General features: G+C 36.8%; 25 protein-coding genes and 1 tRNA gene. 4 read left to right on the forward strand and 22 right to left on the reverse strand.

What is annotated here, in order from left to right; all coding sequences use genetic code 11:
• On the forward strand, window positions 1-268 hold a 268-nt coding region (locus AAA915_RS05900; protein WP_338200258.1), incomplete at its 5' end, for an SLAP domain-containing protein.
• A gap of 61 nt (window positions 269-329) precedes the next feature.
• Here the strand turns inward: AAA915_RS05900 and AAA915_RS05905 are convergent.
• The 4 genes from AAA915_RS05905 to greA form a co-directional block, all read right to left on the reverse strand.
• Complete coding sequence (locus AAA915_RS05905) at window positions 330-992, reverse strand: type II CAAX endopeptidase family protein (RefSeq protein ID WP_294604875.1); 663 nt, start codon at window positions 990-992, stop codon at window positions 330-332.
• A gap of 88 nt (window positions 993-1,080) precedes the next feature.
• Window positions 1,081-1,437 (reverse strand): hypothetical protein, encoded by a 357-nt coding sequence (locus tag AAA915_RS05910; RefSeq protein ID WP_338207482.1) that lies wholly within the window; start codon window positions 1,435-1,437, stop codon window positions 1,081-1,083.
• The gene (locus AAA915_RS05915; protein ID WP_338200263.1) at window positions 1,430-2,743 is read right to left on the reverse strand and encodes a Y-family DNA polymerase; all 1,314 of its coding nucleotides are present in this window, start codon (window positions 2,741-2,743) and stop codon (window positions 1,430-1,432) included. The genes AAA915_RS05910 and AAA915_RS05915 overlap by 8 nt, the downstream gene beginning before the upstream one ends.
• Before the next feature lie 78 nt (window positions 2,744-2,821).
• Window positions 2,822-3,283 (reverse strand): transcription elongation factor GreA, encoded by a 462-nt coding sequence (gene greA / locus AAA915_RS05920; RefSeq protein ID WP_338200265.1) that lies wholly within the window; start codon window positions 3,281-3,283, stop codon window positions 2,822-2,824.
• 208 nt (window positions 3,284-3,491) lie between these two features.
• Here greA and AAA915_RS05925 point away from each other — a divergent pair, with 208 nt between their 5' ends.
• Together AAA915_RS05925 and AAA915_RS05930 are read left to right on the forward strand one after the other, a co-directional pair.
• Window positions 3,492-3,914, forward strand: a complete 423-nt coding sequence (locus tag AAA915_RS05925; protein ID WP_046325466.1) for an Hsp20/alpha crystallin family protein — start codon at window positions 3,492-3,494, stop codon at window positions 3,912-3,914.
• Window positions 3,915-4,052: 138 nt separating this feature from the next.
• Window positions 4,053-5,369, forward strand: a complete 1,317-nt coding sequence (locus AAA915_RS05930; protein WP_338200270.1) for a C1 family peptidase — start codon at window positions 4,053-4,055, stop codon at window positions 5,367-5,369.
• Between the two features lie 75 nt (window positions 5,370-5,444).
• On the opposite strand, the gene AAA915_RS05935 is transcribed toward AAA915_RS05930, so the two are convergent.
• The 6 genes from AAA915_RS05935 to AAA915_RS05960 form a co-directional block, all read right to left on the reverse strand.
• Window positions 5,445-6,380 (reverse strand): nucleoside hydrolase, encoded by a 936-nt coding sequence (locus AAA915_RS05935; protein ID WP_338200272.1) that lies wholly within the window; start codon window positions 6,378-6,380, stop codon window positions 5,445-5,447.
• An 8-nt stretch (window positions 6,381-6,388) separates the two neighbouring features.
• The gene (locus tag AAA915_RS05940) at window positions 6,389-7,345 is read right to left on the reverse strand and encodes an ABC transporter permease (protein ID WP_338200274.1); all 957 of its coding nucleotides are present in this window, start codon (window positions 7,343-7,345) and stop codon (window positions 6,389-6,391) included.
• Window positions 7,345-8,490 (reverse strand): ABC transporter permease, encoded by a 1,146-nt coding sequence (locus AAA915_RS05945; protein ID WP_338200276.1) that lies wholly within the window; start codon window positions 8,488-8,490, stop codon window positions 7,345-7,347. Before AAA915_RS05945 ends, AAA915_RS05940 begins: the two co-directional genes overlap by 1 nt.
• Window positions 8,483-10,018, reverse strand: coding sequence for an ABC transporter ATP-binding protein (locus AAA915_RS05950; RefSeq protein ID WP_338200278.1), 1,536 nt, complete (start codon window positions 10,016-10,018; stop codon window positions 8,483-8,485). The genes AAA915_RS05945 and AAA915_RS05950 overlap by 8 nt, the downstream gene beginning before the upstream one ends.
• A 74-nt stretch (window positions 10,019-10,092) precedes the next feature.
• Window positions 10,093-11,163 (reverse strand): BMP family lipoprotein, encoded by a 1,071-nt coding sequence (locus AAA915_RS05955; protein WP_338200280.1) that lies wholly within the window; start codon window positions 11,161-11,163, stop codon window positions 10,093-10,095.
• Window positions 11,164-11,282: 119 nt separating this feature from the next.
• On the reverse strand, window positions 11,283-12,374 hold the full coding sequence (locus AAA915_RS05960) for a BMP family lipoprotein (RefSeq protein ID WP_338200282.1): 1,092 nt from the start codon (window positions 12,372-12,374) through the stop codon (window positions 11,283-11,285).
• Window positions 12,375-12,655: 281 nt separating this feature from the next.
• Here AAA915_RS05960 and AAA915_RS05965 point away from each other — a divergent pair, with 281 nt between their 5' ends.
• On the forward strand, window positions 12,656-13,189 hold the full coding sequence (locus AAA915_RS05965; protein ID WP_338200284.1) for a methylated-DNA--[protein]-cysteine S-methyltransferase: 534 nt from the start codon (window positions 12,656-12,658) through the stop codon (window positions 13,187-13,189).
• Between the two features lie 57 nt (window positions 13,190-13,246).
• Here AAA915_RS05965 and AAA915_RS05970 read toward each other — a convergent pair whose 3' ends face one another.
• From AAA915_RS05970 to AAA915_RS06025, 12 genes are all read right to left on the reverse strand, one after another.
• Window positions 13,247-13,900 (reverse strand): HD domain-containing protein, encoded by a 654-nt coding sequence (locus tag AAA915_RS05970; RefSeq protein WP_338200286.1) that lies wholly within the window; start codon window positions 13,898-13,900, stop codon window positions 13,247-13,249.
• 224 nt (window positions 13,901-14,124) lie between these two features.
• Complete coding sequence (locus AAA915_RS05975) at window positions 14,125-14,961, reverse strand: hypothetical protein (RefSeq protein WP_338200288.1); 837 nt, start codon at window positions 14,959-14,961, stop codon at window positions 14,125-14,127.
• A gap of 320 nt (window positions 14,962-15,281) precedes the next feature.
• Window positions 15,282-15,354 (reverse strand) — tRNA-Thr (locus tag AAA915_RS05980).
• A 63-nt stretch (window positions 15,355-15,417) separates the two neighbouring features.
• Window positions 15,418-15,756 carry a heavy metal-binding domain-containing protein gene (locus AAA915_RS05985; RefSeq protein ID WP_294601735.1) on the reverse strand — a complete coding sequence of 113 codons (339 nt, stop codon included), beginning with the start codon at window positions 15,754-15,756 and terminating at the stop codon, window positions 15,418-15,420.
• A gap of 73 nt (window positions 15,757-15,829) precedes the next feature.
• On the reverse strand, window positions 15,830-16,225 hold the full coding sequence (locus tag AAA915_RS05990) for an NUDIX domain-containing protein (RefSeq protein WP_338200291.1): 396 nt from the start codon (window positions 16,223-16,225) through the stop codon (window positions 15,830-15,832).
• Between the two features lie 108 nt (window positions 16,226-16,333).
• Complete coding sequence (tyrS, locus tag AAA915_RS05995) at window positions 16,334-17,599, reverse strand: tyrosine--tRNA ligase (protein ID WP_338200293.1); 1,266 nt, start codon at window positions 17,597-17,599, stop codon at window positions 16,334-16,336.
• A gap of 270 nt (window positions 17,600-17,869) precedes the next feature.
• Window positions 17,870-20,842 (reverse strand): LTA synthase family protein, encoded by a 2,973-nt coding sequence (locus AAA915_RS06000; RefSeq protein ID WP_338200295.1) that lies wholly within the window; start codon window positions 20,840-20,842, stop codon window positions 17,870-17,872.
• A gap of 21 nt (window positions 20,843-20,863) precedes the next feature.
• Entirely contained in the window at window positions 20,864-21,496 is a 633-nt protein-coding gene (locus tag AAA915_RS06005) for a glycerol-3-phosphate acyltransferase (protein WP_338200297.1), read from the reverse strand.
• Window positions 21,496-22,620: an LCP family glycopolymer transferase gene (locus tag AAA915_RS06010; RefSeq protein ID WP_338200299.1), complete on the reverse strand. Its 1,125-nt coding sequence runs from the start codon at window positions 22,618-22,620 to the stop codon at window positions 21,496-21,498. The genes AAA915_RS06005 and AAA915_RS06010 overlap by 1 nt, the downstream gene beginning before the upstream one ends.
• Window positions 22,621-22,723: 103 nt before the next feature.
• Entirely contained in the window at window positions 22,724-23,290 is a 567-nt protein-coding gene (locus tag AAA915_RS06015; protein WP_338200301.1) for an aldose epimerase family protein, read from the reverse strand.
• Between the two features lie 262 nt (window positions 23,291-23,552).
• Window positions 23,553-23,840 carry a type II toxin-antitoxin system HicB family antitoxin gene (locus tag AAA915_RS06020; RefSeq protein ID WP_294601749.1) on the reverse strand — a complete coding sequence of 96 codons (288 nt, stop codon included), beginning with the start codon at window positions 23,838-23,840 and terminating at the stop codon, window positions 23,553-23,555.
• Between the two features lie 136 nt (window positions 23,841-23,976).
• Window positions 23,977-25,413 carry an MFS transporter gene (locus AAA915_RS06025; protein WP_338200304.1) on the reverse strand — a complete coding sequence of 479 codons (1,437 nt, stop codon included), beginning with the start codon at window positions 25,411-25,413 and terminating at the stop codon, window positions 23,977-23,979.
• Window positions 25,414-25,417 lie beyond the last annotated feature (4 nt).

The following is a 25,417-nucleotide window of genomic DNA, read 5'->3' on the forward strand; positions in this document are numbered from 1 at the left end:
CATTTGGACCTATGGCACTAAAGTTATTCAGGGCAAGAAGTATTACGATTTAGGCCAGGACAACTATGTTAAGGCTACTAATGTTTCCGGCGTTAAACGCAAGCTAAGACGCAACAGCTACGTTTACAGTAAAACGGCTAAAAAGCTGCAGCTAAAAGCTTTAAAGAGGGGGCAAAAGGTAAGAACTTATGGCGCAGCCGTTAAGATCCACCGCAAGTTATACTATATCGTAGGGAAAAACCAATACATCAAAAAGAGTAACTTTTAATAAATATTACAAGTAAAAAATAAGAGTTAGGAAATTTTCCTAACTCTTATTTATATTTGTTTTAAGTCATAATTATTAAGATAATGCCGTTTAGCACCGCTAAATAAATTGGCATCCATAAAGTTTGAGTATAAAGGTAAGACCAGGCAAAAAGTCCACCGAGTACAATATTAATTACTAATAGTGGCAGTGAACTTTGCCAATTAAGTAAGCCGAACAAGATACCAGAAGTTAGTATTCCTAGAATTGCTGTTAAGACAGTGTTACTTCTAAATGCATAATTAAATAAAAACCCAGTAATTAAAAATTCTTGCAGGATTGGCAAAACTATCCCTATTGCAGCTAGTAAAAACCAGTAAGTCAAACTTGCCTCATGGTGCAAATAAGCAATTTGGAAATTATATAATTTTAATCTGCCGTAGGATTGGAGCCAGGAAACGCTAATACGTAATACCGTTACCACAGCAGTCAAACCAATTATTAAGCCAAAATTACTCAGCCAGGAACCCCCAAAGCTACGATCAAAAAAGCGCTGTTCCCTATTAAAACGATAAACAAAAAACAATGAAACCATCAACGAGATAGTTGCAAATAAGATTAAATCCCAAATATGAATCGGTGAATTAGCAGTAACTAGCTTAATCACGCCGACAACCATCAAATAACTAATAAAATAAACAAAATAGCGTATGATGTTGCCTTGCCTCGATGCTGGTGTATTCACAAAAATTACCTCTATACTATTATGTACCTTACAAGTTCCATATTATAGCAAAAAAAGCAACCTATATAAAATATCAAGAAAACTTTTCTCAATCGACACTAATATTGTTGATATCTTCTAGCGCAATTTTTTGGCCGTCAACAATAATACCATCTTCACTATAGCCACTGACAAAACCGACAATATCTGCAGGCAACTGATCATCACTGTTCATGACCTTAGCCTGTAAATGAACCATGCGGTGATTACCATATGCTTTAAGTAATTGTAAGCTAATTTCTTCTATACTCATAGTTTCTTTTGCCGAATGCTTCACGCTGCGCCTTTGCTTATCTTTATTAATTGCCATTGTATGATCGCTTAAAAAGAAGCCTTGCCACTTTTTCATTTTGCGATCTTGATAGTTTTTAAAAAAGTCTGTGACAATTTTATCAAAATCATTCATATGCATTTCCGCCATTATGCCCACCAACTAAACTGCTACGCCTGATTGCTGTTGCACCTTTAGATAAACTAGATGCTTTGACTAAACTGGTAAAGCCATATTTCTTTCTGATTCTGTCAATAGTTATGTTTATAGTCCGTTTTTTTATCTGTTCAGAAGCTGGAACAAAGAAGGTTAATTGCTGGCAGGTATCCGGCTCCAAGCGACTGCAGTTAACCCCTAAAGCACGTACAGTTTCTCCATGCCAATTTTTGCGAAAAAGTGCCAGTATTTCTTGCACTAACAAGTCATTATCATTGGTAGGACAAATTTTTTGCTGCACATTAAAGCCCTTGCGCTTGCCGTCTTGCTCGTACCTAGAAAAGCCGACAAATAAACTAATACAGCCAGCTTGCAATCGGTGCGCACGTATTCTGGCACCTACCTGCTCACCAATTTCACGTAAGACTATCTCAATCTCCCGCTGATCTGTGTAGTCACGGTTTAAAATCTGTGAATTCCCGTAATTTTTCATTATGGGAAAATATTCTTCACTGATAATGCTGCGATCCACTCCCCAGCTGATTGCAAATAACTGTTCACCAATCACACCAAATTCTTTTTTTAGGATTGTCGGATCAGTATGAGCCAATTCATACATATTATTAATGTGTAACCGGCGCAAACGGGCAGCTATTCTTTTGCCAATTCCCCAAACATCTTCCATGTCTTTAATTTGCCAAATAGTATCAGGTACATCAATATAATGCCAATAATCAATCATTGAACACCGGTGTTTAGCAGAAATATCCATGGCAAGTTTAGCTAGCAGTGGATTCTCTCCTATTCCGCAAGTAGTATAAAGTCCAATTTTTGATTTAATTTCTATTTGAATTTTGCGTGCCACCAGATACGGATCGTTGCCAAACAAGCGCCATGACTTAGTCATATCAATCATGCTTTCATCAATAGAATAGACATGGATATCCTCATCAGCAGCATACTTTTGAAAAATTTCCAATACCTGCATACTGCGTTTGATATATAAATTCATATGGGGTTCTACCAAAATCAAATCCGGTGCTTCTTTTTTCGTGGGTAAATCACGTACCCGCATGACGTTAGTCAACCCATATTTCTTCTTCGCTAATGGTGAGGCCGCCATAATGAGCCCCGAGCCGTAATTTGTATGTGGCTGATGCGAAACAACTGCTAACACAGCTTTCATTGGGTTTAGACCTAATTGAAGTGCCTCACAACTAGCAAAGAATGATTTGTTATCAATCATAAAAATTAATCGGTGTGGTTCATAACGGTAATCATACATTGCTTTCACTTCCTATTGCAAACTTATGTTCGCTAAAATAAATTATACAAACACAAGTTCGAATAATCAAGCAAAAATTTATTCGATTGCCGCAATAGTAACCTGATACTCCCCAGCAGGTGCTACAACACTTACAGTTTGACCAACTTCTTTTTTCATAATTGCTTGGCCCAGTGGTGAGTCAAACGCAACTTTTCCTGCTCCAATATCAGCTTCCATACGGCCGACAACCTGGTATGTTTCAGTTTCTGGGTCGTCAGCAAATTTTAGTGTGACCGTCTTGCCTAAATCTACTTTGCCGTCATCCTTCTTCTCAATAATTTCGGCATATTTCAACTGCTTTTCCAGATAACGCAGACGACTTTGAAGGTGGCCTAAATCACGCTTCGCTTCCGTATATTCGGTATTTTCCGACAAATCACCTAAAGAGCGCGCTTCCTGTAAAATTTTAATTCTTCTAGGCCTATCCTTTTTTAAACTGGCTATTTCATCTTTAATTTTTTGGTAACCCTTGGGCGTCATTTTTTGATAGTAAACCAAAATATTCTCTCCTAATTATTTTGTTAAAAATATTATCCACAAGCTATAAATACTAATTTAAAGCTATAAATTATAATTTTTTAGCACTCTAAAAATAATAGTGCTAATTATTTCCTTTTTATGAATCTGCATACTATAATAATAATTGTAAGGAAGAAATGAAAGTCTTCTGATACAATATATAAATTTCGAAAGGAAGTTTTTTACTATGGCAAATGATATGATGAATCGGCACAATGACCTATTTGATGCGATGAATGATTGGTTTGATCTTCCGAGAAAATTTTTTGACGATAACGAAGTAGCAAAATTAATGCAATCAGATGTTGTTGAAAACGACAAAGAATATGTAATCAAAGTTGATATGCCCGGAATGGACAAGGATAAAATTCACCTAAATTACAATAATGGTATTTTGAGCGTATCCGGCTCAAGAAAATCATTTAAGGATATGTCTAAGGACAACAGTATTATTCACCGTGAAAGAAGTGAAGGTCACATTTCACGCAGCTTCAGATTACCAAATGTAGTTGCAAGTGATATTCACGCAAAGTATGATAATGGTGTATTAACTATTACCTTGCCAAAGCAACAAGCTGGTGCAAATGATAACTCAATCCAGATTGATTAACTTATTACCATATTGCATAAATTTTAAATAAATTGCCAATACAATTCTCTAAAGCGAGTTCAGCTATTGAACTCGCTTTTATTTTAGCTTAAAATATATAGTAATTTAAAAATAGATTAAAAAAGGAGAATTTATTTTATGGCTCATAAATTAACTGTCCAAGAGTTGGAAGAATTTGCCGCAAACTTTAATGAAAAACCACAAAATCAAGTTGTTGCCCGAGCAGCTCAGAAAAGTGGTGTTCTAACAGCTGCTTACAATGAACACGTTCAAGGTGAATTGACCCGTGTATTTTCAACTGAACTTGACACAGAAAATGTTACTAATCAACGCCAATCAGGTCGTTGCTGGGAATTTGCTACTTTAAACATCTTACGCCACAATTTTGGTAGAAAATATCACTGCAAGAATTTCACTTTCTCACAAAGTTACAACTTCTTCTGGGATAAAATTGAACGGGCAAATATTTTTTATGACAATATCTTGGCTACTGCAGACGAACCACTTGATTCACGTACTGTAAAAGCTCACTTAGAGGGTGCAGGTGAAGATGGTGGTCAATTCCACATGGGTGCCGCTTTAATTGAAAAATACGGTGTCGTTCCTTCTTATGCAATGCCTGAGAGTTTCAATACCAATAATACCAACGGCTTTGCCAAAGCTTTGGGTGATAAGCTAAAGAAAGATGCTCTGGTCTTGCGTAAATTAAAGCAAGCCGGTAAAGACGATGAGATCGAAAAAGCCCGTAAGCACTTCTTAAGTGAAGTTTACCAGATGACCGCAATTGCAGTCGGTGAACCACCTAAGAAATTTGATTTGGAATATCGTGATGACGATAAGAAATATCACCTGGATAAAGATTTAACTCCACTGGAATTTTTGCATAAATACATGGGTGACGTTGACTTCAATGACTATGTCGTACTGTCTAACGCTCCAGACCATGAATATGATAAATTATACGGCTTACCTTTTGAAGATAACGTTGAGGGTTCATACCGTATCAAATTCTTAAACGTGCCAATGGAATACTTGGAAACTGCAGCTGTTAACCAGTTAAAAGATGGCGAAGCAGTTTGGTTTGGAAATGATGTTGGTGAACAAAGCGACCGTAAGAAGGGCTATCTTGACAGTGATTTGTACCAACTAAGTGACCTCTTTGGCGTAGACCTTAAGATGTCCAAAGCTGATCGCTTGCGCACTGGTGCTGGTGCTTCAACTCACGCTATGACTTTAGTTGGTGTTGATGAAGACGGCGGACATGTTCGCCAATGGAAGGTTGAAAACTCCTGGGGCGAAAAGAACGGTGACAAAGGATTCTTCGTTATGAACAACGACTGGTTCAAAGATTATGTTTACGAAGTTGTTGTCCACAAGAAGTACTTGACACCAGAGCAAGTAGCTATAGCAGAAGGACCAATTACTGATTTGCCAGCTTGGGATTCACTCGCTTAAGCTAATCTATAACTAATAAAAAGACGAAATTCTATTGTGAATTTCGTCTTTTTTATTACAAATATTAATTAATGTCTAACTACGCAATAATAATTCATCAAACTTTTTAAAGAATAAATTTTTATCTGCTTTAGTTACCAGAGTTATTTCACGACCATTGGGATCGTCTTCCAGACGACCTGCTGCCAAACCTTGGGTAATTACTCTTACTTTGTGCTTTTTAGTCGTTAAAACGACTTCGGGATATAGTGCACTAATTACCGTTAAAACATCCCAGAAGTACAATTGCGAAGTTGGTATTGGCGGGTTAACTAAAAGACAATACCCTTGTGCAACTAAGTCCATAGCTGGATGCGCACTTAAACTGGCCCAGTGCATTCTTAACTCATCAGTTAAAGGTAATTCTTCACTGCTCTCAAGACCAATAATCTGCATAGGAATGTTGGATTTCAGGACGCTTTCAACCGCAAAAGGATCCCAGAAAGCATTCCATTCTTGAGTACCGTCAGCATTAACCTGAACAACATTACCATGACCATCAAGGGAACCACCCATCCAGTATAGTTGCTCAATGTTATCCGCAATTTGGGGATTAGTTTCTAATGCACGCGCTAAATCCGTTAAAGGACCTGTCATAACTAAAGTTACAGGCTGCTCTGACGCCATAATTTTCTCAACCATATCTAAATGAGCCGGCTTTTCTGCCATCTTAGTAATTACTTTGCCGGAACGATTCAATAAAGGCAGATAATTGAAAGAATATGCCGCTTTACGCCAATCTTCCGGAAACTGATTAACGGCACGGGAATTTGATTTAGCAATTTCCAATTGATCTTCGCGCAAGTTAAAGCGGTCTGTTAATTTACGACATACTTCAACAGCCGGATCAACATAGCCATCAGCATCAATTGCGCTGACACCAATCAGTTTAATATCTGGGGCTTGCAAGAACAGCAAACATGCTACTAAATCATCAATATTACCATCATGGTTAAAATAAATTGTTTTCATTATTCTCCCTATTTTGACTTAATATAATTTTGGCCATCAGCTGCCGGAGCAACCGATTTTCCAAAGAACAGAACTAAAACTAAGATTGTAATTACATAAGGAGCAATCTGCATGTAAACAGCAGGTATATGGCTAAAGAACGGTAGTTGATTGCCGATGATACTAATACTCTGAGCAAAGCCAAAGAAAAGCGAAGCCATCATTGCGCCTAACGGATTCCATTTACCAAAGATCATGGCCGCTAAAGCCATAAAACCCTGTCCCACAATAGTAGAAACTGAAAAGTTGCCAGAAATTGCTTCTGCAAAAACTGCACCGCCAACTCCACCTAAAAAGCCGGATATTAATACTCCAGCATAACGCATGCCATAAACATTAATGCCCAGAGTGTCAGCAGCTTGCGGATTTTCACCACATGAGCGCAAGCGCAAGCCAAAGCGGGTTTTATACAATATCCACCACAATACGACCGACACCACTATTGCCAGCCACGCTGGTGCTGATGTATTTTGAAAGAAAATAGGTCCTATTACAGGGATATTAGCTAAGCCGGGAAAACTAAAATAACCAAAGCTTTGAGTAATGTTTTCAGTTTGCCCTTTATCATAAATAGCTTTAACCAAAAATACTCCCAAAGGCGGTGCCATAAGGTTAAGTACAGTCCCACTGATAATATGGTCAGCATGAAAATTAATAGTGGCAACAGCATGCAGTAATGAAAAGAGCAAGCCTACAATTCCACCGATCAATAAGCCAATCCATGGCGTTGCTTTACCAAAAGTAGAAGCAAAAGTCAGGTTAAAGACAATGGCTGAAAAGGCACCGATAGTCATTATTCCTTCCAGGCCAATATTGGTAATACCCGAATTTTCACTATAAACACCACCTAGAGCAGTAAAAATCAACGGGGCCGAATAGACAAAAGTTGATGATACAATTAACGCTAAAATAGTAACTAAATTCATTAATTTTGTCCTCCTTGAGCTTTAGTAGAATCCGCCACTGCACTGTCTGAATCCGTGTCAGCGGTTTTGGCGTCGTTCTGAATTGCCTGCGCTTTTTTAGTTTTAAATAGCAGTCCAATGACATATTGAATAGCAACAAAGAAGATAATAGCGGCAATAACTATTGAAACGATCTCATAAGGAATACCGGCAATAGTCTGCATTCCTAGTCCTCCGATTTTTAATATCGAAAATAATAATGATGCTAGCAAAATACCAACAGCTGTTCCGCCACCAAGAAGGGCAACAGACAAGCCATCCCAGCCAATATCCAAGCTAGTCGTCTGGGTAAAGTAGTTCTGATAAGTACCAAGGCCCTGAACAACTCCACCTAAACCGGCAAAGCCACCAGAAAGTAGCATTGATAACATGATGTTCTTTTTAGCAGACATGCCAGCATAGCGACTAGCTGCAGCATTAGTACCAACCGAACGAATTTCAAAGCCGGTGGTAGTCTTCCGCATTAAATACCAATACAAAAAGACGGCGACTAAAGCAATAAAAATTCCTGCATTAATCCGCGAATCACCAAACATTGAACTAAGCCAGTCAATTTTTAAACTGCCGTTAGCAGTAATTGTTTTAGTAGTATCAGTATCAATACGTAATTTGGCTGACATTACCTGCTGCATCAAATATTGACAGGAATAAAGCACAATATAGTTAATCATAATGGTTGTAATTACTTCGTTGGTACCAAATTGAGCACGCAGCCAGCCGGCAACACCGGCAACAAGCGCACCGGCAATAATACCGGTAATTACAGCCAGTGGCAATAAAAATACTTTAGGCATGTTCGGATTAGCCAGGACTACCCAGATGGATGACAACCAGCCTGCTTGCGCCTGCCCGGGCAAACCAATATTGAAAAAGCCGGCAGTAGAAGCAATGGCAAAACCAATAGCAGTAAAAATCAGCGGAGTTGCTTCACGAATAGTTTCACCGATACCATTCATGTTTCCTAAGGCACTGGAAAACATTGAAACGTATGCTTGAAACGGGTTATAACTCCAAACTAGCATAATGATTGCTCCAACTAAAAAGCCTGCCAAAATTGAAATAATTGGTACTAAAATTTTCTTAGTTTTTAGTGTTACTTTAAGCAAGAGCGCTGCCTTCTTTCTTAACGCCAGTCATTAACAACCCTAATTCCTCATCACTCGTGTTTTCCGGTCTGACTTCACCTGAAATACTACCATTGTGAAGGACAATAATCCGATCAGACAATTGCATAATTTCATCAAGTTCGTAGGAAATTAACAAAATTGCTTTACCTTGAGCTCTTTCATTTAAGAGTTGATTATGAATATATTCAATCGCACCAACATCAAGACCACGAGTTGGCTGAAAAGCAATAACTAAATTACTATTACGACTTAATTCACGTGCAATAATTACTTTCTGCTGATTTCCGCCAGATAAATCACTTACAGGCAACTTTTCACTAGTCGTTCTGATATCAAATTGCTTGATCAACTTTCTGGCATGTTCGTGAATGACATCATAATGCATGACGTTGTGACGTGAAAATGGCTCTTGATAATAAGTTTGCAGGGCTAAATTGTCTGAAACTGAAAAAGGTAAAATCAAGCCATATTTTTGCCGGTCAGCAGGTATATACGAAACACCCTTTTCAGTTATTTGCCGTACCTTGCGATTAGTCATGTCTTCACCGTCAATCATAATTTTGCCGGAATGAACATGTTGCAAGCCGGTTAAAGCTCTGACAAGTTCATCCTGGCCATTACCATCAATACCGGCAACGCCTAAAATTTCGCCAGCGTGCAAATTAAAAGACATTCCTTTAATTACCGCCACGTTTTGCTTATTTTTTACCTGCAAATTTTCAACCTGTAGCATCGTTTTACCAATTTTTGCTACTGGCTTATTAAGCTTCATGTTAACGTGACGACCAACCATCAATTCCGCCAAACGATTATTATCGACATTAGCAACAGCAAAAGTTCCTACACTTTGACCAGCACGAATAACGGTGACACGATCAGCAGCTCTCTCAATCTCTTCCAACTTGTGCGTAATTAAGATAATTGATTTACCTTCTTTGGCCAGTCCATGCAGAATTTGGATAAATTCCGTAATTTCTTGCGGCGTTAAAACAGCAGTGGGCTCATCAAAAATCATAATATCAGCCCCGCGATACAAGACTTTGAGAATTTCCACTCTTTGTTGTTGTGCCACGGTAATCTCACTGATTTTTTTTTGAGGGTCAATATTTAAGTTATAGCGCTCAGATAAGGCCATAATCTGCTTTTCAGCTTTTTTGAAATCTAGTTTAGGTCCCTTGGTTGTTTCATGACCCAAAATAATATTTTCCAAAACTGTAAAGGATTCCATCAACATAAAGTGCTGATGCACCATACCGATACCTAGGTCTTTGGCAACAGTTGGATTTTTAATATTAACCTTTTTTCCGCGAACTTTGATTGTACCTGAAGTGGGCTGAATCAGTCCTGAAAGAATGCTCATTAGAGTTGATTTACCAGCACCGTTTTCCCCTAATAACGCCAGAATCTCACCTTTTTTCAAAGTCAGATTAATATCGTTATTAGCTTTAAAGCCATTAAAATCCTTAACAATATGGCGCATTTCTATTACGTTCGTCATATTTTCCATTTTATGTAAATTTCCTTTTTCGTAAAAAACTCTTTGCATAAGTATACACAAAGAGTTTTAATCAATAATTTACTTTAATTTTGCGCTACAGTAATTTTTCCAGAAACTATTTGTTGTTTGGCCTTTTCAACTGCCAGCCATGCCTTTGGTGTAAGGTTGCCTTTAGTAATTGAAACACCATTGCCTTTTAAGGAATAGACAAGATGCTTTCCTCCTGGGAATTTTCCTTTGGCCGCATCGTCAGCCAAGGATTTAGTTGCAACGTTTAGTCCCTTCAATACTGAAGTTAAAGTAAAGTTAGCCTTTTTACCATCTTTCGTTTTATAGTTACCAAGATTTTTCTGGTCAACATCTACACCAATCACCCAAACCTTGTTACTTTCAGGTTTAGTTTGATTTAGGGCTTTAGCTTCTTGGAAGACTCCGCTACCGGCTGAACCTGCAGCCTGGAATACTACATCACATTTATTAGCATACATTGACTGAGCAATCGATTTAGCTTTATCGTTTGAAGTAAAGTTACCGATATACTGTACGCTGACATTGATCTTTTTATGCTGAGCTTTAGCAGCGTCTTTTACACCTTGCTTGAAACCAGCTTCAAAAGTATCAATAATAGCTGACTTGGCTCCTCCGATAAAACCAACTTTGTTGGTCTTAGTAGAATAAGCAGCAGCCACACCACCTAAATATGATGATTCATTACTCTTAAAAGTTACTGAAGCCACATTTTTTTGACCAGTAATCACATCGTCAACGATTACAAAATTTTTCTTAGGATTCTTTTTAGCAGCAGCTTTGACTGAATCCTTTAACATATAACCTATACCAAATATTGTTTGGTAGCCAGACTTAGCAGCTTGGTTAAAGTTAGGTGTATAGTCAGTAGCACTGCTAGATTGGAAATACTGATAGCCTTTACCTTGTTTGAAATTATGTTCTTTACCATAATCTTTAAAACCGGCCCATGCAGCCTGGTTAAAGGACTGGTCATTAATACCATTGCTATCAGTAATTAAAGCAATACTGTCTTTTTTGTTCTGGCTGCTTGTTCCCTGCTTTTTTCCCGAGCAAGCATTCAAAACTAAAGTAAATGATGCCATTAAAAATCCTAATGACAAAAATTTCGTAAATTTTCTACCCATTAATTTTACCCTCCACAAAATACGAACTTTTCATAGTCAATATTATAATAAAATACGCATTAATTCAAGGAATATTTTTTTGTGGCTAATTATAGGTAAAAACGTTGGCATATTGCGAACTATTTACTTGGATGGATTGGCACTTTGATATTACCCTTAATAATTTCTGTACGAGCTTGACGTGAATATTGCCAAGCTTTTTCACTAATTTGTCCGCGTTTGATCGAAACACCGTTAGTTTTTAGACCATAAACTAATTGTTGACCACCCGGAAACTTTCCGTGATAGGCGCGATTAGAAATATCACGCGTAGCTACATTTACACCGGTAATAACTGAAGTCAAAACAAAGTTATCTTTTTTACCATCTTTAGTCTTGTAGTTGCCCAAATGAGACTGGTCGGAATCGACTCCAATAGCCCAAACTTTGTTAGCAGCTGTTCTTGTCTGGTTAATTGATTTAGCTTCTTGGAACAAGCCGTTGCCAGCTAAACCAGAAGCGTGGAAAATAATATCGGCTTTTTTGGCATACATTGATTGCGCAATTGCCTTTTCTTTATCAGCACTCTTAAAGTCGCCAACATATTGGTTTAAGAGTGTAATCTTTTTATGCAACTTTTTAGCCTGGTCATGAACGCCCTTGGTAAAACCAGCATCAAATAAATCAATAATATTGCCATGAGCACCGCCAATAAAACCGATAACATTCGTCTTTGTTTCTGTTGCCGCAACAACACCTGCCAAATAAGAAGCCTGCTCACTCTTGAAGTTGGCAGAAGCTACATTCTTCTGCCCCTTTATTACTTCATCGACAATAACGTAGTTCTTTTTAGGATTCTTTTTAGCAGCTGCTTTGACCGCATCTTTTAAGCTATAGCCAATACCAAAAATCGTCTGGTAGCCGGCTTTGCTAGCCTGATCAAAATTAGGCTCAAAATCTGCTGCGCTGCCTGATTGAAAATACTGGTAGCCATTACGTCCGCGATTAAGATTATGATCTTTACCATATTCCTTAAAGCCTTGCCAAGCAGATTGGTTAAAAGAATTATCATTAACACCCGCAGTATCAGTGATTAGCGCAATTGAGTGTTTAGCACTACTACCTGAATTGCTAGCGCCACCTTGCTTTTTACCAGAGCAAGCAGTAAGTGCTAACCCTGCAGCAACCACCATCGCACTAATGGAAAAGATTTTTTTGATTTTTGACCTCATATTGTACCTCCTGTAAATATCACAATACCTAACATACCATATCTGGTAGTATTGTCAAAAATCAGCTACAAGATAAAGTATTGATCTGATAACATTCCTATTTTTTCATGAAAGCGAAACTGAGCTTTACTCATAATGTTTTGTATACCACAAATAAAAAAGTTAAAATTTTCGTATAGGTGTTAATTAAGTTAATTTGGCGCCATTAAGCAATCTTTTTTCATAAACTAACGTATAATAAAATATATGGTAAAATGTTCGTCAATAACAAAGGTAACATAATGAATTTATATAAGGCTTTTTTTAAATCAAAGTTAGGAACATTAACGCTTTTAAGCGATGACAGCTATCTCTTAGGATTATGGTTTAACGGGCAAAAACATTTTGGTGCAGGCTACGATTTGAATCTTGTCAAAGTCTTTCCAAGTAACCCAATTAAATTGGCCCAAAAATGGCTGACTGACTATTTTTCTGGACAAAAACCAGACCCGTATACTGTCCCAGTGAAACCTGACGTGTTGTCTTTTAGGCAAAAAGTACTTAAAGAACTGCAAAAAGTGCCTTACGGCGAGCTTGTCACTTATAAAGAATTATCCGATCGAGTGCAAAAAGGGCAAAAAAATAAAGTAAATAAGGCTCGTGCAATTGGCAATGCTGTTGGGCACAATCCTATTAGCTTAATCATTCCCTGTCACCGTGTAATTGGCAGTAACGGCTCTTTAACGGGTTATGCTGGAGGTCTCGACCGCAAAAGAGCATTATTAAAAATGGAAAATCCCCAAATCAAATTTTCCAGTCAATTAGACTTGCTATAAAGTATTTAATATTCGGTTTTAAAGCAAAATAAAAAGCTGCATGGAGCTTCATGCAACTTAAACATTCCATTCAGACATAAATTCTTTAACATAGTCACGCATAAATTCAGTTCTTTTTTGCGCTTCCTTTTTTCCTCCGACTGTATTCATTAAGTCAGCTAAATGAAATAATTTTTCATAGAAATGATTAATTGTTGTTTCCGTGTGTTCACGATATTGATCGTGACTAACAAGCTTTTGTGGTTTGATTCTTGGATCATATATGACATTGCCATGGGCCCCACCATAAGTAAAGGCCCGTGCAATACCAATTGCACCCAAGCTTTCTATTCGATCAGCATCTTGGACGTATTCTCCAGAAACTGGCAGCTGATAATGGTGTTCGATATTGGCTGAAAAAGACATGTGCTGCATAGTAAATAGAATATCTTTAACTTCTAAAGCGGTAAAGCCTGCTTTAGGTAATAATTCTTTAATACTGGTAAGAACTTGATCAGGATCTGTGCAAATTTTTTCATCAATAGTATCATGCAAATATCCAGCTGCTTCGATAATAGCAACCATACGGCTGTCTTTATGTGCATCAGGATTATCCTGCAAATACATTTTGCTGGCTAAATGCGCTACTCGTTGGCCATGATAAAAATCATGACCAGTTTTTTCGTCTTGCAGTTGTTTTTTTACAAATTCTGTTACTTTAGCTAAATCCAAATTAATTTCCTTTCCCCATCCAACTATTAAGCCTGCATTCCCTCAAAATATAACTTAATGACGATTTTACCGTTTTTTACAAAAAAAGACAGACCACAAATTTATAGCTTTTACTACTTGTTTAATAGTCTATCTCTTTTGATAAGTTTAACCAAATTATTTTATATTAGTTACTAATATTAAGAAATCACTTTTTGACTTAAAATTTTTACCAGATATCAATGCTAAATGTTTAATTTCTTATGAGCTGGTTTAAATTTATGGCTCTTAGTTATAGTACCAATGTGATTATAAGTTACTGTCGCTGGTTTAAATTGACTCAAATCTTCCGTCTTAATATAAGTCACAATTAGTTCACCGTTTGGCACATAATTGTATAGTGGATAATAATTTTCATAGGTATTAGTACCGTCAACTCTGAACTTAATCGGTGTGCGACCAATCCAAAAACCCTTATGTTTACCTTTTGTTTGACCATCTTGCTTCAGGGAAACAGTAAACGTAGCGTCTTTCTTATTACTATATATAATGTTTTCATTAGTTAGCGTTTTACCATATTTATGATCTGATTCACTGTAACCATTATAAGCATTAGCTAAAGAGCCATTGTAATCATGAACTACAGCGTGTCCTTTTTTAAGTTGGTAACCATAAGGGATCTGGCAATAAGCGGCTGGGATAATATATTTTCTTTCGCCATCTTTTTCCTTAATATTACTAATGAAATAGCGTGTTCCGTTGATTGTTCCGGCACCTATAAAGACATCCCAATCATCAATTCCAGGATCTGACTTAGTTCCTATTAATTTCAGTGATTTAAGATCACGATATGCTTCAACGTTATCACCTGGAATAAAACTGGCATACCATTTCCTTTTTTTGATGTAATGGGCACCAGACTTTTTAGAAAGCTTCTGAAGCTTGTTATAGTCCTTGCTTGTTGCAACCGGTAGTGACTTAGCAGCAACGGTTTGAGGGTTTATGCAAGCTAGTGTAGTGATGCCAGCGGACAACAATACTCCCGCAATTAAAATTTTTTTGAATAATTTAGTTTTCTTCATAGCAAATTGACTTCCTTTCAGTAAGATACTGCTTGTTCTTTCTATAGTAAATTACTTACCCAACACTATTAGTTATATAATCAATAATAAAATTAAGCAATATAAAAATTAGATAATAATATTTAATTATCAATTTTTTCAGTAAAATTTACATCTAAAACTGATTACGACACTTATTCAATCAGTCTTTAAGCGCACTTATTTCCCTCAAAAATTAATAAAAAGCATAATTAAAGGTGATGTAAACTCATTATTAATGCAAACTAGTCCTTAACCTATCACAGCAATATTTTGATAAATTACTGATATTAAAAATTCTAAGCCACTTCCCAGATTTGAACTGAGGACCTCCTCCTTACCACGGCGGTGCTCTACCTTCTGAGCTAAAGTGGCAAACTAATTTCACTAAAAAAGCATTCACTTTTCATAAAGCGAATACTTCAAATAATACTATATCTATTCGTTGTCTGCAATAAATCTTACAGCGGTGCCATAAGCAACCACTGACTGCATGTCGCCACTGATTGAACCAGAATCAAAGCGCATCATCACAATTGCATCTGCTCCCTTATCCTCTGCAGCTTGACGCAGTCTATCTAAGGCTTGATTGCGAGAATCTTCTAGCATCTTGGTATAACTGCGAATTTCGCCACCAACTACGGATTTTAATCCAGCACCAAAATTTTTAACAAAATTTTTGGACTGGGTAGTCAGACCAAAGACTTCTCCGATAATTTCGTATTTTTTACCAGGTATATTTTCTGTGGTTGTTATTAAAATTTCTCTTTGTGCCATTTTGGCCCTCCTATCAGTATCATTAACATAATATATTACTAAATAAATAGTATGAAATCCTAAAACTTTTTTGTCAAATCAGATTTAGTATTTTCGCCGCAATTTCAGGGGGCATTAAATTAATCTTAGTTAGCTCTTTAACAGCTACCCAACTAGGCTGGTATACATTTAAATTATTTGAACGCTCTTTTTCTTCTCCACTAATTTCTGGCACAGCTATAAAGGGCATTTCAGCGTAGAAGAAATGTTCATTTTCTTGATTTTTGTATTCAAATAGATAGGTCAAGTCAGCTGGCTTTAGCTGAATACTCAGTTCCTCATCAATTTCTCTAATTGCGGTTTCAACTGGAGTTTCATTCCCTTTAGCTCCACCTCCTGGAATTACCCAGTAGTCCCGACCATTTTTTAATCTGTGAATTAATAAAATCGCATCATTTTCAGAATTATAAAGTATTACACGTGCGCGCATATCAAACACTCCTTCAAAAAAATAATATGGTGTTATTATACTCTTTTGCCAACCAAAAATTGTTTTAACAAAAAATCTGTTGCTTCAAATGCAACAGATCTTTCTTAACTAGTCTTTAATTGTTACCAAAGTATATTTTCTTTTACCTTTTCTAATAATAACGTATTTACCGTCAAAGGCCCTAGCAGGATCGACCTCAAAGTCAACTGATTGCTCGCGCTCACCATTAACATAAATTGCTCCGTTAACAACATCTTCTCGTGCCTGACGTTTAGAAGATTCAATCTTAGTATTAACTAAGAAGTCTACGATATTTTGGCTTTGAGAAGGTGCTACGGCTGCAGGAGCACTCTTAAGTCCCTGCTCAATCTGTTTAACCGACAAATCTTTAATATCGCCGGAAAACAGAGCGTCTGTGATCATCTCTGCCTCTTTTAATCCTGCTTCGCCGTGAACAAACTTGGTTACTTCCCTTGCAAGTGTCTTTTGTGCTGTCCGCTTCCATGGTTCAGTCTTTACTTGTTCAGCCAGATCATCAATTTCTTCATGACTTAGGAATGTAAAGTACTTCAAATACTTAACCACATCACGATCATCCTGATTAATCCAGAACTGGTAAAATTCGTAAGGGCTGGTTTTTTCAGGATCAAGCCAAACAGCTCCACCTGCTGATTTACCAAACTTGGTGCCATCAGCTTTTAGCATTAACGGAATTGTTAAACCAAATGCCTGTCTGTCTGATCCCATTAACTTGTGAATTAAATCAATGCCAGCTGTAATATTACCCCACTGATCGCTACCACCAATTTGCATTTGAACACCATAATTTTTATTTAACTGGTAAAAATCAATGGCTTGTAAAATTTGGTAGGAAAATTCCGTAAAGGAAATACCATTTTCCAAGCGACTGGCAACTACATCTTTATTAATCATGTTATTAACTTGGAAGTGCTTGCCATATTCACGCAAAAATTCAATTAAGCTTAATTTATCAAGCCATTCAGCGTTATTAACAATTTGAAAATTGTCAGTGCCAAACAGCTTTTCCATTTGTTTAGTCAGAGCCACTTCGTTTTCATGCAATTTTTCTGCACTAAGAAGAACCCTCTCTGATTTACGCCCAGAAGGATCGCCAATTGTTCCCGTACCACCACCTATAACAATCACAGGATGATAACCAGCCAATTGAAATCTTTTTAATATCATGAAAGGAATAAGATGCCCGATATGTAATGAATCACCCGTGGGATCAGTACCACAATAAAGAGCTAAATCATCGTGTTCTTGCAAATATTTAGTCAGTCCAGCTTCATCAGTTTGCTGGTTAATCGCTCCGCGCCACTTTAAATCTTCTAAAATATCAAAGTTTGCCATCTTTTTCCTCCAATAAAAAAGTCCCCAGATTCGTTTTTGAATCTAGGGACGACTAATTACTTTTTCAGCCGTGGTACCACCCACGTTTACACTTAAATTACAAGTGCCTTAACTATGGTCTTTACGGGAACCACCCAACTAGTATTTCGCTACTCTTGACCTGTCTAGCTCACACTAACCGCTAGTTCTCTGAACGCTGAATCAAGGTGTTACTTAAAATTGTTATAAATGATAATACTCATTTTTTCTTAATAAGTCAATATAATTTTATTACTTATAGAAGCCTTTAACCTTTAAGCCATATGCTTTGCCAGCTGTCATATCATATTGAATAGCTTCATAGTCAGCTAAAATTTCTTGTTGCTTTTTAGTCAAATACTTGGGATCAATTACTTGTCCTTGACGGCCAATTAATTCGAAGCCTTTATCTCCTTTAAAGTTAATCGTAATTGCCGGCAGTTTCTTATGAACTTCAGTCAGCAGTGCTTGGTACGGAGTAACTTTTGAGTCAGTCTGTTCTAACATCATAGCAATAAAATCACTTGAGCTGACAAAATTATTAGCCCTACGCGGCAATCTAGTCTTTGCGCCATGTTGGCGAGCATACTTGTTTGAGTAAATAAAGTAGCGCGTTGAATGCATTTGTACCGGATACTTAGCAGTATAACTTTGAGAAATAATACTTGGATAGTGATCTCCATAAAAGACCAAAGTAATAGGCTTTTGAATTTTATCAATCTGCTTGATAAATTGCTTAACTGCCTTATCAGTATATTGTGTACCCTTGACATAGGTAGCCATTTGATCACGCACTGCTGGAGACTTGAACAACTCTCCTGAAATCTTACCCATGTATTCGTTGTTTGGATACCAGTTATTGTATGGCATATGGTTTTGAATTGAAATCAAGTTGATAAACTGGCCGCCGTTACGTGAATTGATTTCTTTCAGTCCGTTTGCATAGGTAGTAAAGTCAGAGTTATAACCACTCTTTCCTAATTTCTTTTGGTCAATAACTTTATATTTTGAACCGACATAGATAAACTTATCAAACTTAAATCTATGGTAGTCTTCCTGGCGTGAGTAATACGTACCGATAAATGGGTGGACCGCAGATTTATAATCAAAGTTCATCCCTATTGTTGGGTAGAAATCATAATTTGGCACAATCTGAACGTATGGGGTCAAAGTAGACTTGAACATACCCATGTTCAAACCTGTTAAAGTTTCCCATTCCATGTTGGCAGTACCACCACCATAACCAGCACTCAACATATTACCGTAAGTCGAACGTGATTTCATCGACTGGATAAATTTAACTGGATTTGGAACATCACGGTCGAACCTAATAGTAGGGAAGGTACTTGGATCAACAAAACTTTCGCTCAGATTAAAGACAATTGTTTGATTCTTCAAGTCATTTTTACGTTTCTTATTAATTCTGGCAGCAACCTTCTCATACTTGGTATTTAGTTGCTTAATGCTTGTTTCTGAATAACCTTCAGGTTGATCCATAATTTGCAAGTCAATGTAATTCAAGAAATTAAGCACTGGACCATTAACCTGAATATCCCGCTCTGGATTACGGAATCTTTGCCTGTTATCAAAACCACGATTAATATGATAAATTACGCCACCATCATGGTTAAAACGTAGCGGTGTAACAAATAGTAGCAGACTTAAGAGTGCCCAAATACCACGCCTTTTCCATGATCCGCGCTTTTTAATTGGCCACTTTAATTCCAAGAATATATCTAGCGCAATTATCACAACTAATGCAATTAAAATTACAATGACAGTTGTTTTACCAATCATTGGAATCAAAGTTCTCCAATTAACTATCTCACTTAATTCAGTGGGGTAGATTGGTTCACCACGAAGTAAAAGCTTAATCTTATTGGCAATAGCCCAGCCGATTGCAATCAAACTTACCAGAATATTTGAAGTCCAGTAACGCGTTGTTACGAAGTAAAATACAGAGAATAATGCATCTAGAAAAATGGTAGTCAGAATCATGGCAAAAAACTTAGTGCCAAGAAGATAAACTATCGCATTAATCGTTGAAGCTGTACTAATCTGAATTCGTAAGTTATCAGATTCAATTAGGAAAGAACCAAAACTTAAAATGTAGAACCAGGCCCAAGTAAGCAGATTAACCCTGTTTTCAATAACAAACCTGGTAAATATTGCCCAAACCTTTTCACAAACTTTGGCCAGATTAGGTTCATGATCTAAGTAATTGATGATCTTGGCAAACGGATTTATTTGAAATAAATAGCGCTCAAGCAATTGATACCAGAAAACCACAATTATAGTCATCACTATCAACAAAATCAGCTTGTCAATAATGGATGATCCTGTAAAGCTAAAAGCTCTCATAAATCTGGGTGAAATAGGTGCATCCATGATCATGATTACTGGAATAAAGTAGCGCATCTGCTTTTTATTAAAAGTTAAGATTAACTTCTTAAACAATAAAAAGACGGCTACCACCAATAAAAACATAAATGGTGACGTAGGATTATTTAAGAATTCCCTATTCCAGTCGCCGCCACCATTACCGGAAATTATCTGAGACCAGTAAACAGCATCAAAGCCGGAAACGCCAATTACTACAATGAAGAAGGACAAAAAGCCACTGATTAAAGATAACGTTAGCAACTTATTATTGATGGGAACATTGGCTAGAAACATGCCCCAAGCAAAGAAAAGCACTAAGTACAAGCCATAAAGCGAATATTGAAAAGATAAATTACCAGCACTTAAGGCAAAACCTAGTAAAGTCAGCAAACTTAGTACTAAGAGATTTTGCTTAACAGTTAATTTATGCAAAAAGTCATATAGGTGTGGCTGAATTAGCAAACAGAAAACCAGTCCGGAAAACAAAACTGAAGTACTGGTAATGATGGGAAACAGCATTCCCCAAACGCGCCACATATTAAAACGTGTTGGAACTATAAAGAAAAAGAAAATGTAGTAAACGATCAAAGTGACACTGGCTAACAGCCAATATTTAAAGCTTTCACTAACACTTTGCTTTTTCTTACTGTAAACAGCACCGAATACCATAGGCACTATCATTAAAGTCGCGTTGTGCAACATGTTAGGCATAAAATGAATAAATGAAAAGTGCGCTCTGGCAGCAAATCCTTTCAAATTAAACATTTGCACTAGCATAAACAGAGTTGCCACCAGTAGGAAAATTATCTGAATAGCTTTTAAAGATTTCTTATTTTTATTCATATTCCTAAGTTATATTCCTCACTAAAAATGATGCTGTTGACTATCATGTCTTATACCCAATTTTTTCTTAATTGAGTATAAAACATCAACCTTTTTTCCGTTGCCAGTAAAAAAGTCACGTAGGTCATATCTAAATTTGAAAGCCATGACCAGAGTCATTATTAATAATACGATTCCCGCTTCTCTAACTTTAAAAAGTTCATACAAACTGAACAATATTATAAAAATTATCGGCGGAATCGTCAAATTTTGTAATAGTATCAGTAGTATTAAAGCAACTAGAAGTGTCACCGCAGCAGCAGGAGTATCATATAGCGCCGCTACAATTACGGCTACCGTTACGCCTTTTCCCCCGTCAAAATGGTTCCAAAAGGGAAAGCAATGACCCAGCTCCAAGCCTAAACCCGCATACAAAAGAGCAATATTGTCTGAGAAAAGATAGTGTACGATAAGAAGACAGATGAAAGTTTTTAACAAGTCACCAATACAAGTTAATATACCCCATTTTTTCCCAAACACTGCTCCGACATTTGCTGTTCCTGGATTACCTGAACCCACCTTTGTGGGATCTTCGCGTAAAGCAAAGCGGCAAATTAAAACCGCAGACAACAAGCAGCCAAATCCATATCCGATAGTGATTGACCACAAACGCATTACCAATTGTCGCCTTCTTCCTGGTAACTTTGATCTTGATAATCCTCGTAAATATGATAGTCTTGATTTTCAGGATTTTTAAAATCAAACCCTTGAATTTTGTTACGTTTATTTTGGTAGGTTTCGTTATTGTCTACTGGTACAATAGACAAGCCTAATTCCGTTCGTAAATAATCTGATACTCTCTGCAATTCCTTAGTTGATTGCACTTGATAAGACGCACCGTTAATTGTCGCATTGTGTCCGTGAAGATAATCATTTTTGACGTTCTTAGTAGAATCACGGTAGTTAAACGCAATTTGACGCAGCACATCAAAGGGTAAATTAGTTTTAATGTTGTTAGAAATTGCAGACAATACTGAATCTAACCTGGCTAAAGTATTGATTGACACTGACTTCTTTATAATAGTAGTTATCACTTGACGTTGGCGTTTTTGACGACCATAATCACCTTCCGGATCATCATAACGCATACGTGAGTAGGCCAGAGCTCCTCCACCACCCATGTGTGTCAACTGGTTTTTCTTAAAAATATAACCACCATATTCAAAACTCAAAGTAGGTTTGATATTAATGCCACCGATATAACGAATTAGCCGCATAATACCTTTCATATTCACCAGAACATAATATTTGATTGGCACATTAACTAACTTGGACACACTTGCCATGGACATGGCTGCTCCACCAACAGGATAAGCAGCGTTAATTTTTTTTACTTGAAATTTTTCTGCTCCTACCATTTGGGCCATCGTATCTCTAGGTACCGACATTAATGAATAACGCTTTTTCTGAGGATTAACGACAGCAATAATAATAGTGTCAGTATTACCTATTTTTTCTTTACGATCAAGTGCTCCCGTATCAGTGCCCATTAGCAATACAGCAAATTTTTTTTTGCCATCAAACTCGCCATTTTTGATCTGCACACTGTTTTGATCATCGTAGGCATTATCTACTGCATCTTTCGTGCGCAAATATATATATGCGGAATATACACCAACTGCCACAGTTAACAGGATTGCAATGCTTAACACCCAAGCTAAAATCCGCTTTCTTCTGTGGTAGTCCTTTGCGTGTAATTCGACCCGACTCTTATGCGGGTGATTCTCGTTGTGATCCATAACTTTTTACTTACCTAAAATCTAGTTACAATGAGTATATTATAGCAAAAAAACAAACCGACGACGGTTTGTCAATTTTATCTTATTAAAAACATTAATTTGTTTAACTCAATGTTAAGGTCAATTTGAATTCTTCATCACTATCACTGGCAAGACTGTCCTGATCTATACTGGCTTTAACTTGTTCGTGATCAGTCGTTAACGCAAAATCAGCAGAGGCCAAAGTCAAAGTAGTACCGTCCCTACTCAGCTCAAGTTCATTTGCATTGGTAGTGATTGACCATCCTGTAAAAACAGGCATTAAGAATTTTAACAAAAATGGCAAATCTTTATGCGAATTATTTTTCAAATAAAACTTGATATCAATTCTATTTCCCTCCAAGGCATATGTAAGAATTGCCTCAAAATGGTAAGGAAATTTTTTATAGCTTGAGTTGTCGTCAATTAACGCTAAGCTTACTCTGGAATCTCCTTTATCTACAACTGTCCATGGCAGGATGTCAGCCAGGTTTTCCCCTTGACCTGCTCCCTTAAAAATAATCTCTAATTGTTTTTGCGCATCTTCATCTTTAAAATAATCAGTCTGATTATTTTGGGCAATAAAGTTAACTAACTTTGCACCCTTTTCAGAGATAGAAATTCGCAAAACAGAACTTTCAATTGTTTGCATAATTTACTCCCACACTTTTTTTCTTCCTCAAAAATAGCACTCAAATAATGTTATTGTCAATTTGCATCGAATATCTAAAATACTTTTATATAATTTAATTAGGGACTTATTTGCAAGCACTTTTTAGTAAAACAAGCTAAAAGTATTAGCAAAATTTAGTTAGATATATTATAATAGACTTGTTCCCGAGAATTAAAAGAAAGTTTTTGGAACAAGTTAATAAAAAGAGCATCCCAAGAAATTGGGGTGCTTTTTTTGTAAATCAAATTTCATAATTAATACGATCGCGCGACGCCTCAGTTAAATCTGCAGAAACCGGTGCAACAAAGGAACCATCATCTGGCAACTTAATATCACTAGTTTTGCTAGCCTTCGGCAATACCGCTTTGTTGTATAAACGACTCGCAAGTGTATCAGCTGCCATTTTCATTGCTTCACGCAGACCCTGCCCTTCGGTTATTCCCCCTTTAACATCAGGGAAACTAATTACATATATATCATTTTCCAGTGGCTTAAAAATGGCTGGATACGTCACAACTTTATGGTTCATCCTAAACCTCCTCGTTTTGCACTTTCCCACTACAATAATATACCCAAATAAGTAAAAAGAAGAAATAATTATTAAAAAATTATTTTTTAAAGCAAAAAAGTGTTGAAAATTTTTATTTTCAGCACTTATTTACAGCTTATAATTTATTATTTTTAAATAGTCTCCAGCCGCTTAAGATAACAGTAACTAAACAAATTATCATTGAAATAATGAAAACTACATGCATACCATAAATAAAAATTTCAGGATGCTTCGGTAAATATGCGGTAACTCTGGCTCCTTTTGCTTTGCTCATTGCCGCGAATAATACAGTAGTTGCACTGGAAATACCAATAACCATACCAAGATTACGGGATAAAGAGTTAATACTGCCAGCAACACCTAAATCTTTTTGTTCAACGGAACCCATGACAAGTGAATTATTAGGAGAACTAAAAATGCCACTTCCCAATCCCATTAAAGCGATGCTGATAATGAACAACCAAATTGGTGAATTTAAGTTGCATAATGTGTAACCCACCTGACTGATTAACAGTAAAACCAAACCAATAAATGTGATTAGTTTAGGACCAATCTTGTCAGAAAGAGATCCTGCAACCGGAGCAGCAAACAGCTGAACTACAGGCAAAATCATTAAGATGTAGCCAGTTAGACTCGGAGACAGGTGCCGCGCATTTTCCAAGTAAAAAGGTGTGACCACATTGAAGAAAAAGTTGGTAATAAAAATTAATAATGCACAAAGCAGACTAACTGAAAAATCCGGATTTTTAAACAACTTGAATTGCAGCAGTGGATTGGTAGCATGATTTTCAACATAAACAAACCAAATAAAGCTTAAAAGACCAATTATTAGCATTAATAAAACTGGTAAAGAACTGAAACCTAACTGTTGGCCTAAAAAAATGCCGCCAAATAGAGTAATCATGCCTAAAGCAAAGCTGAATGAGCCCATTTTATCTAAAGGAGCTTTGGTAAAAGTAATGTCTTTGGGTAAAAATTTGGCGCCAATTAATGCAGCAATGATTCCCACTGGCACATTAAGCCAAAAAATATAAGACCAGGACAGGTGACTTAATATTAATCCACCTAAACCAGGACCAGCAATTGAACCCAGAGCAACAAAGGAACCAATAGTTCCTAACGCTTTTCCTCTTTCTGTAGTGGGAAAAATTTCAGTAATAATACCATTATTAGTAGCCATGGTCATAGCGGCACCAAATGCTTGCAAGGCCCTGGCGCCTAGCAAAAACAATAGATTGATTCTAAAACCTGATAAAAGTGACCCGGCAATAAAAAAGATTGCGCCTAAGCGAAAAATTTTAATTTTGCCCAAGATATCACTTAACTTTCCAAAAAACAAAATAAAGCTGCAGACTACAATTAAGTAGAGCGAAACTACCCATTCGGACTGGCTCATTGGAATCTGCAAATCTTTACTGATTACTGGCAAAGCAATATTAACAATTGTGCCATCTAAAGTTGACATAAACGTAAAAAGTCCCACGGCAACCAGAATCCACCAGCGATTCTGTTGTACCTTTTGATTGGTTTGATAGCTTATTCTTTGTGTCATTTTT

The organism is Lactobacillus rizhaonensis (assembly GCF_036246345.1).
GTDB classification, from domain to species: domain Bacteria; phylum Bacillota; class Bacilli; order Lactobacillales; family Lactobacillaceae; genus Lactobacillus; species Lactobacillus rizhaonensis.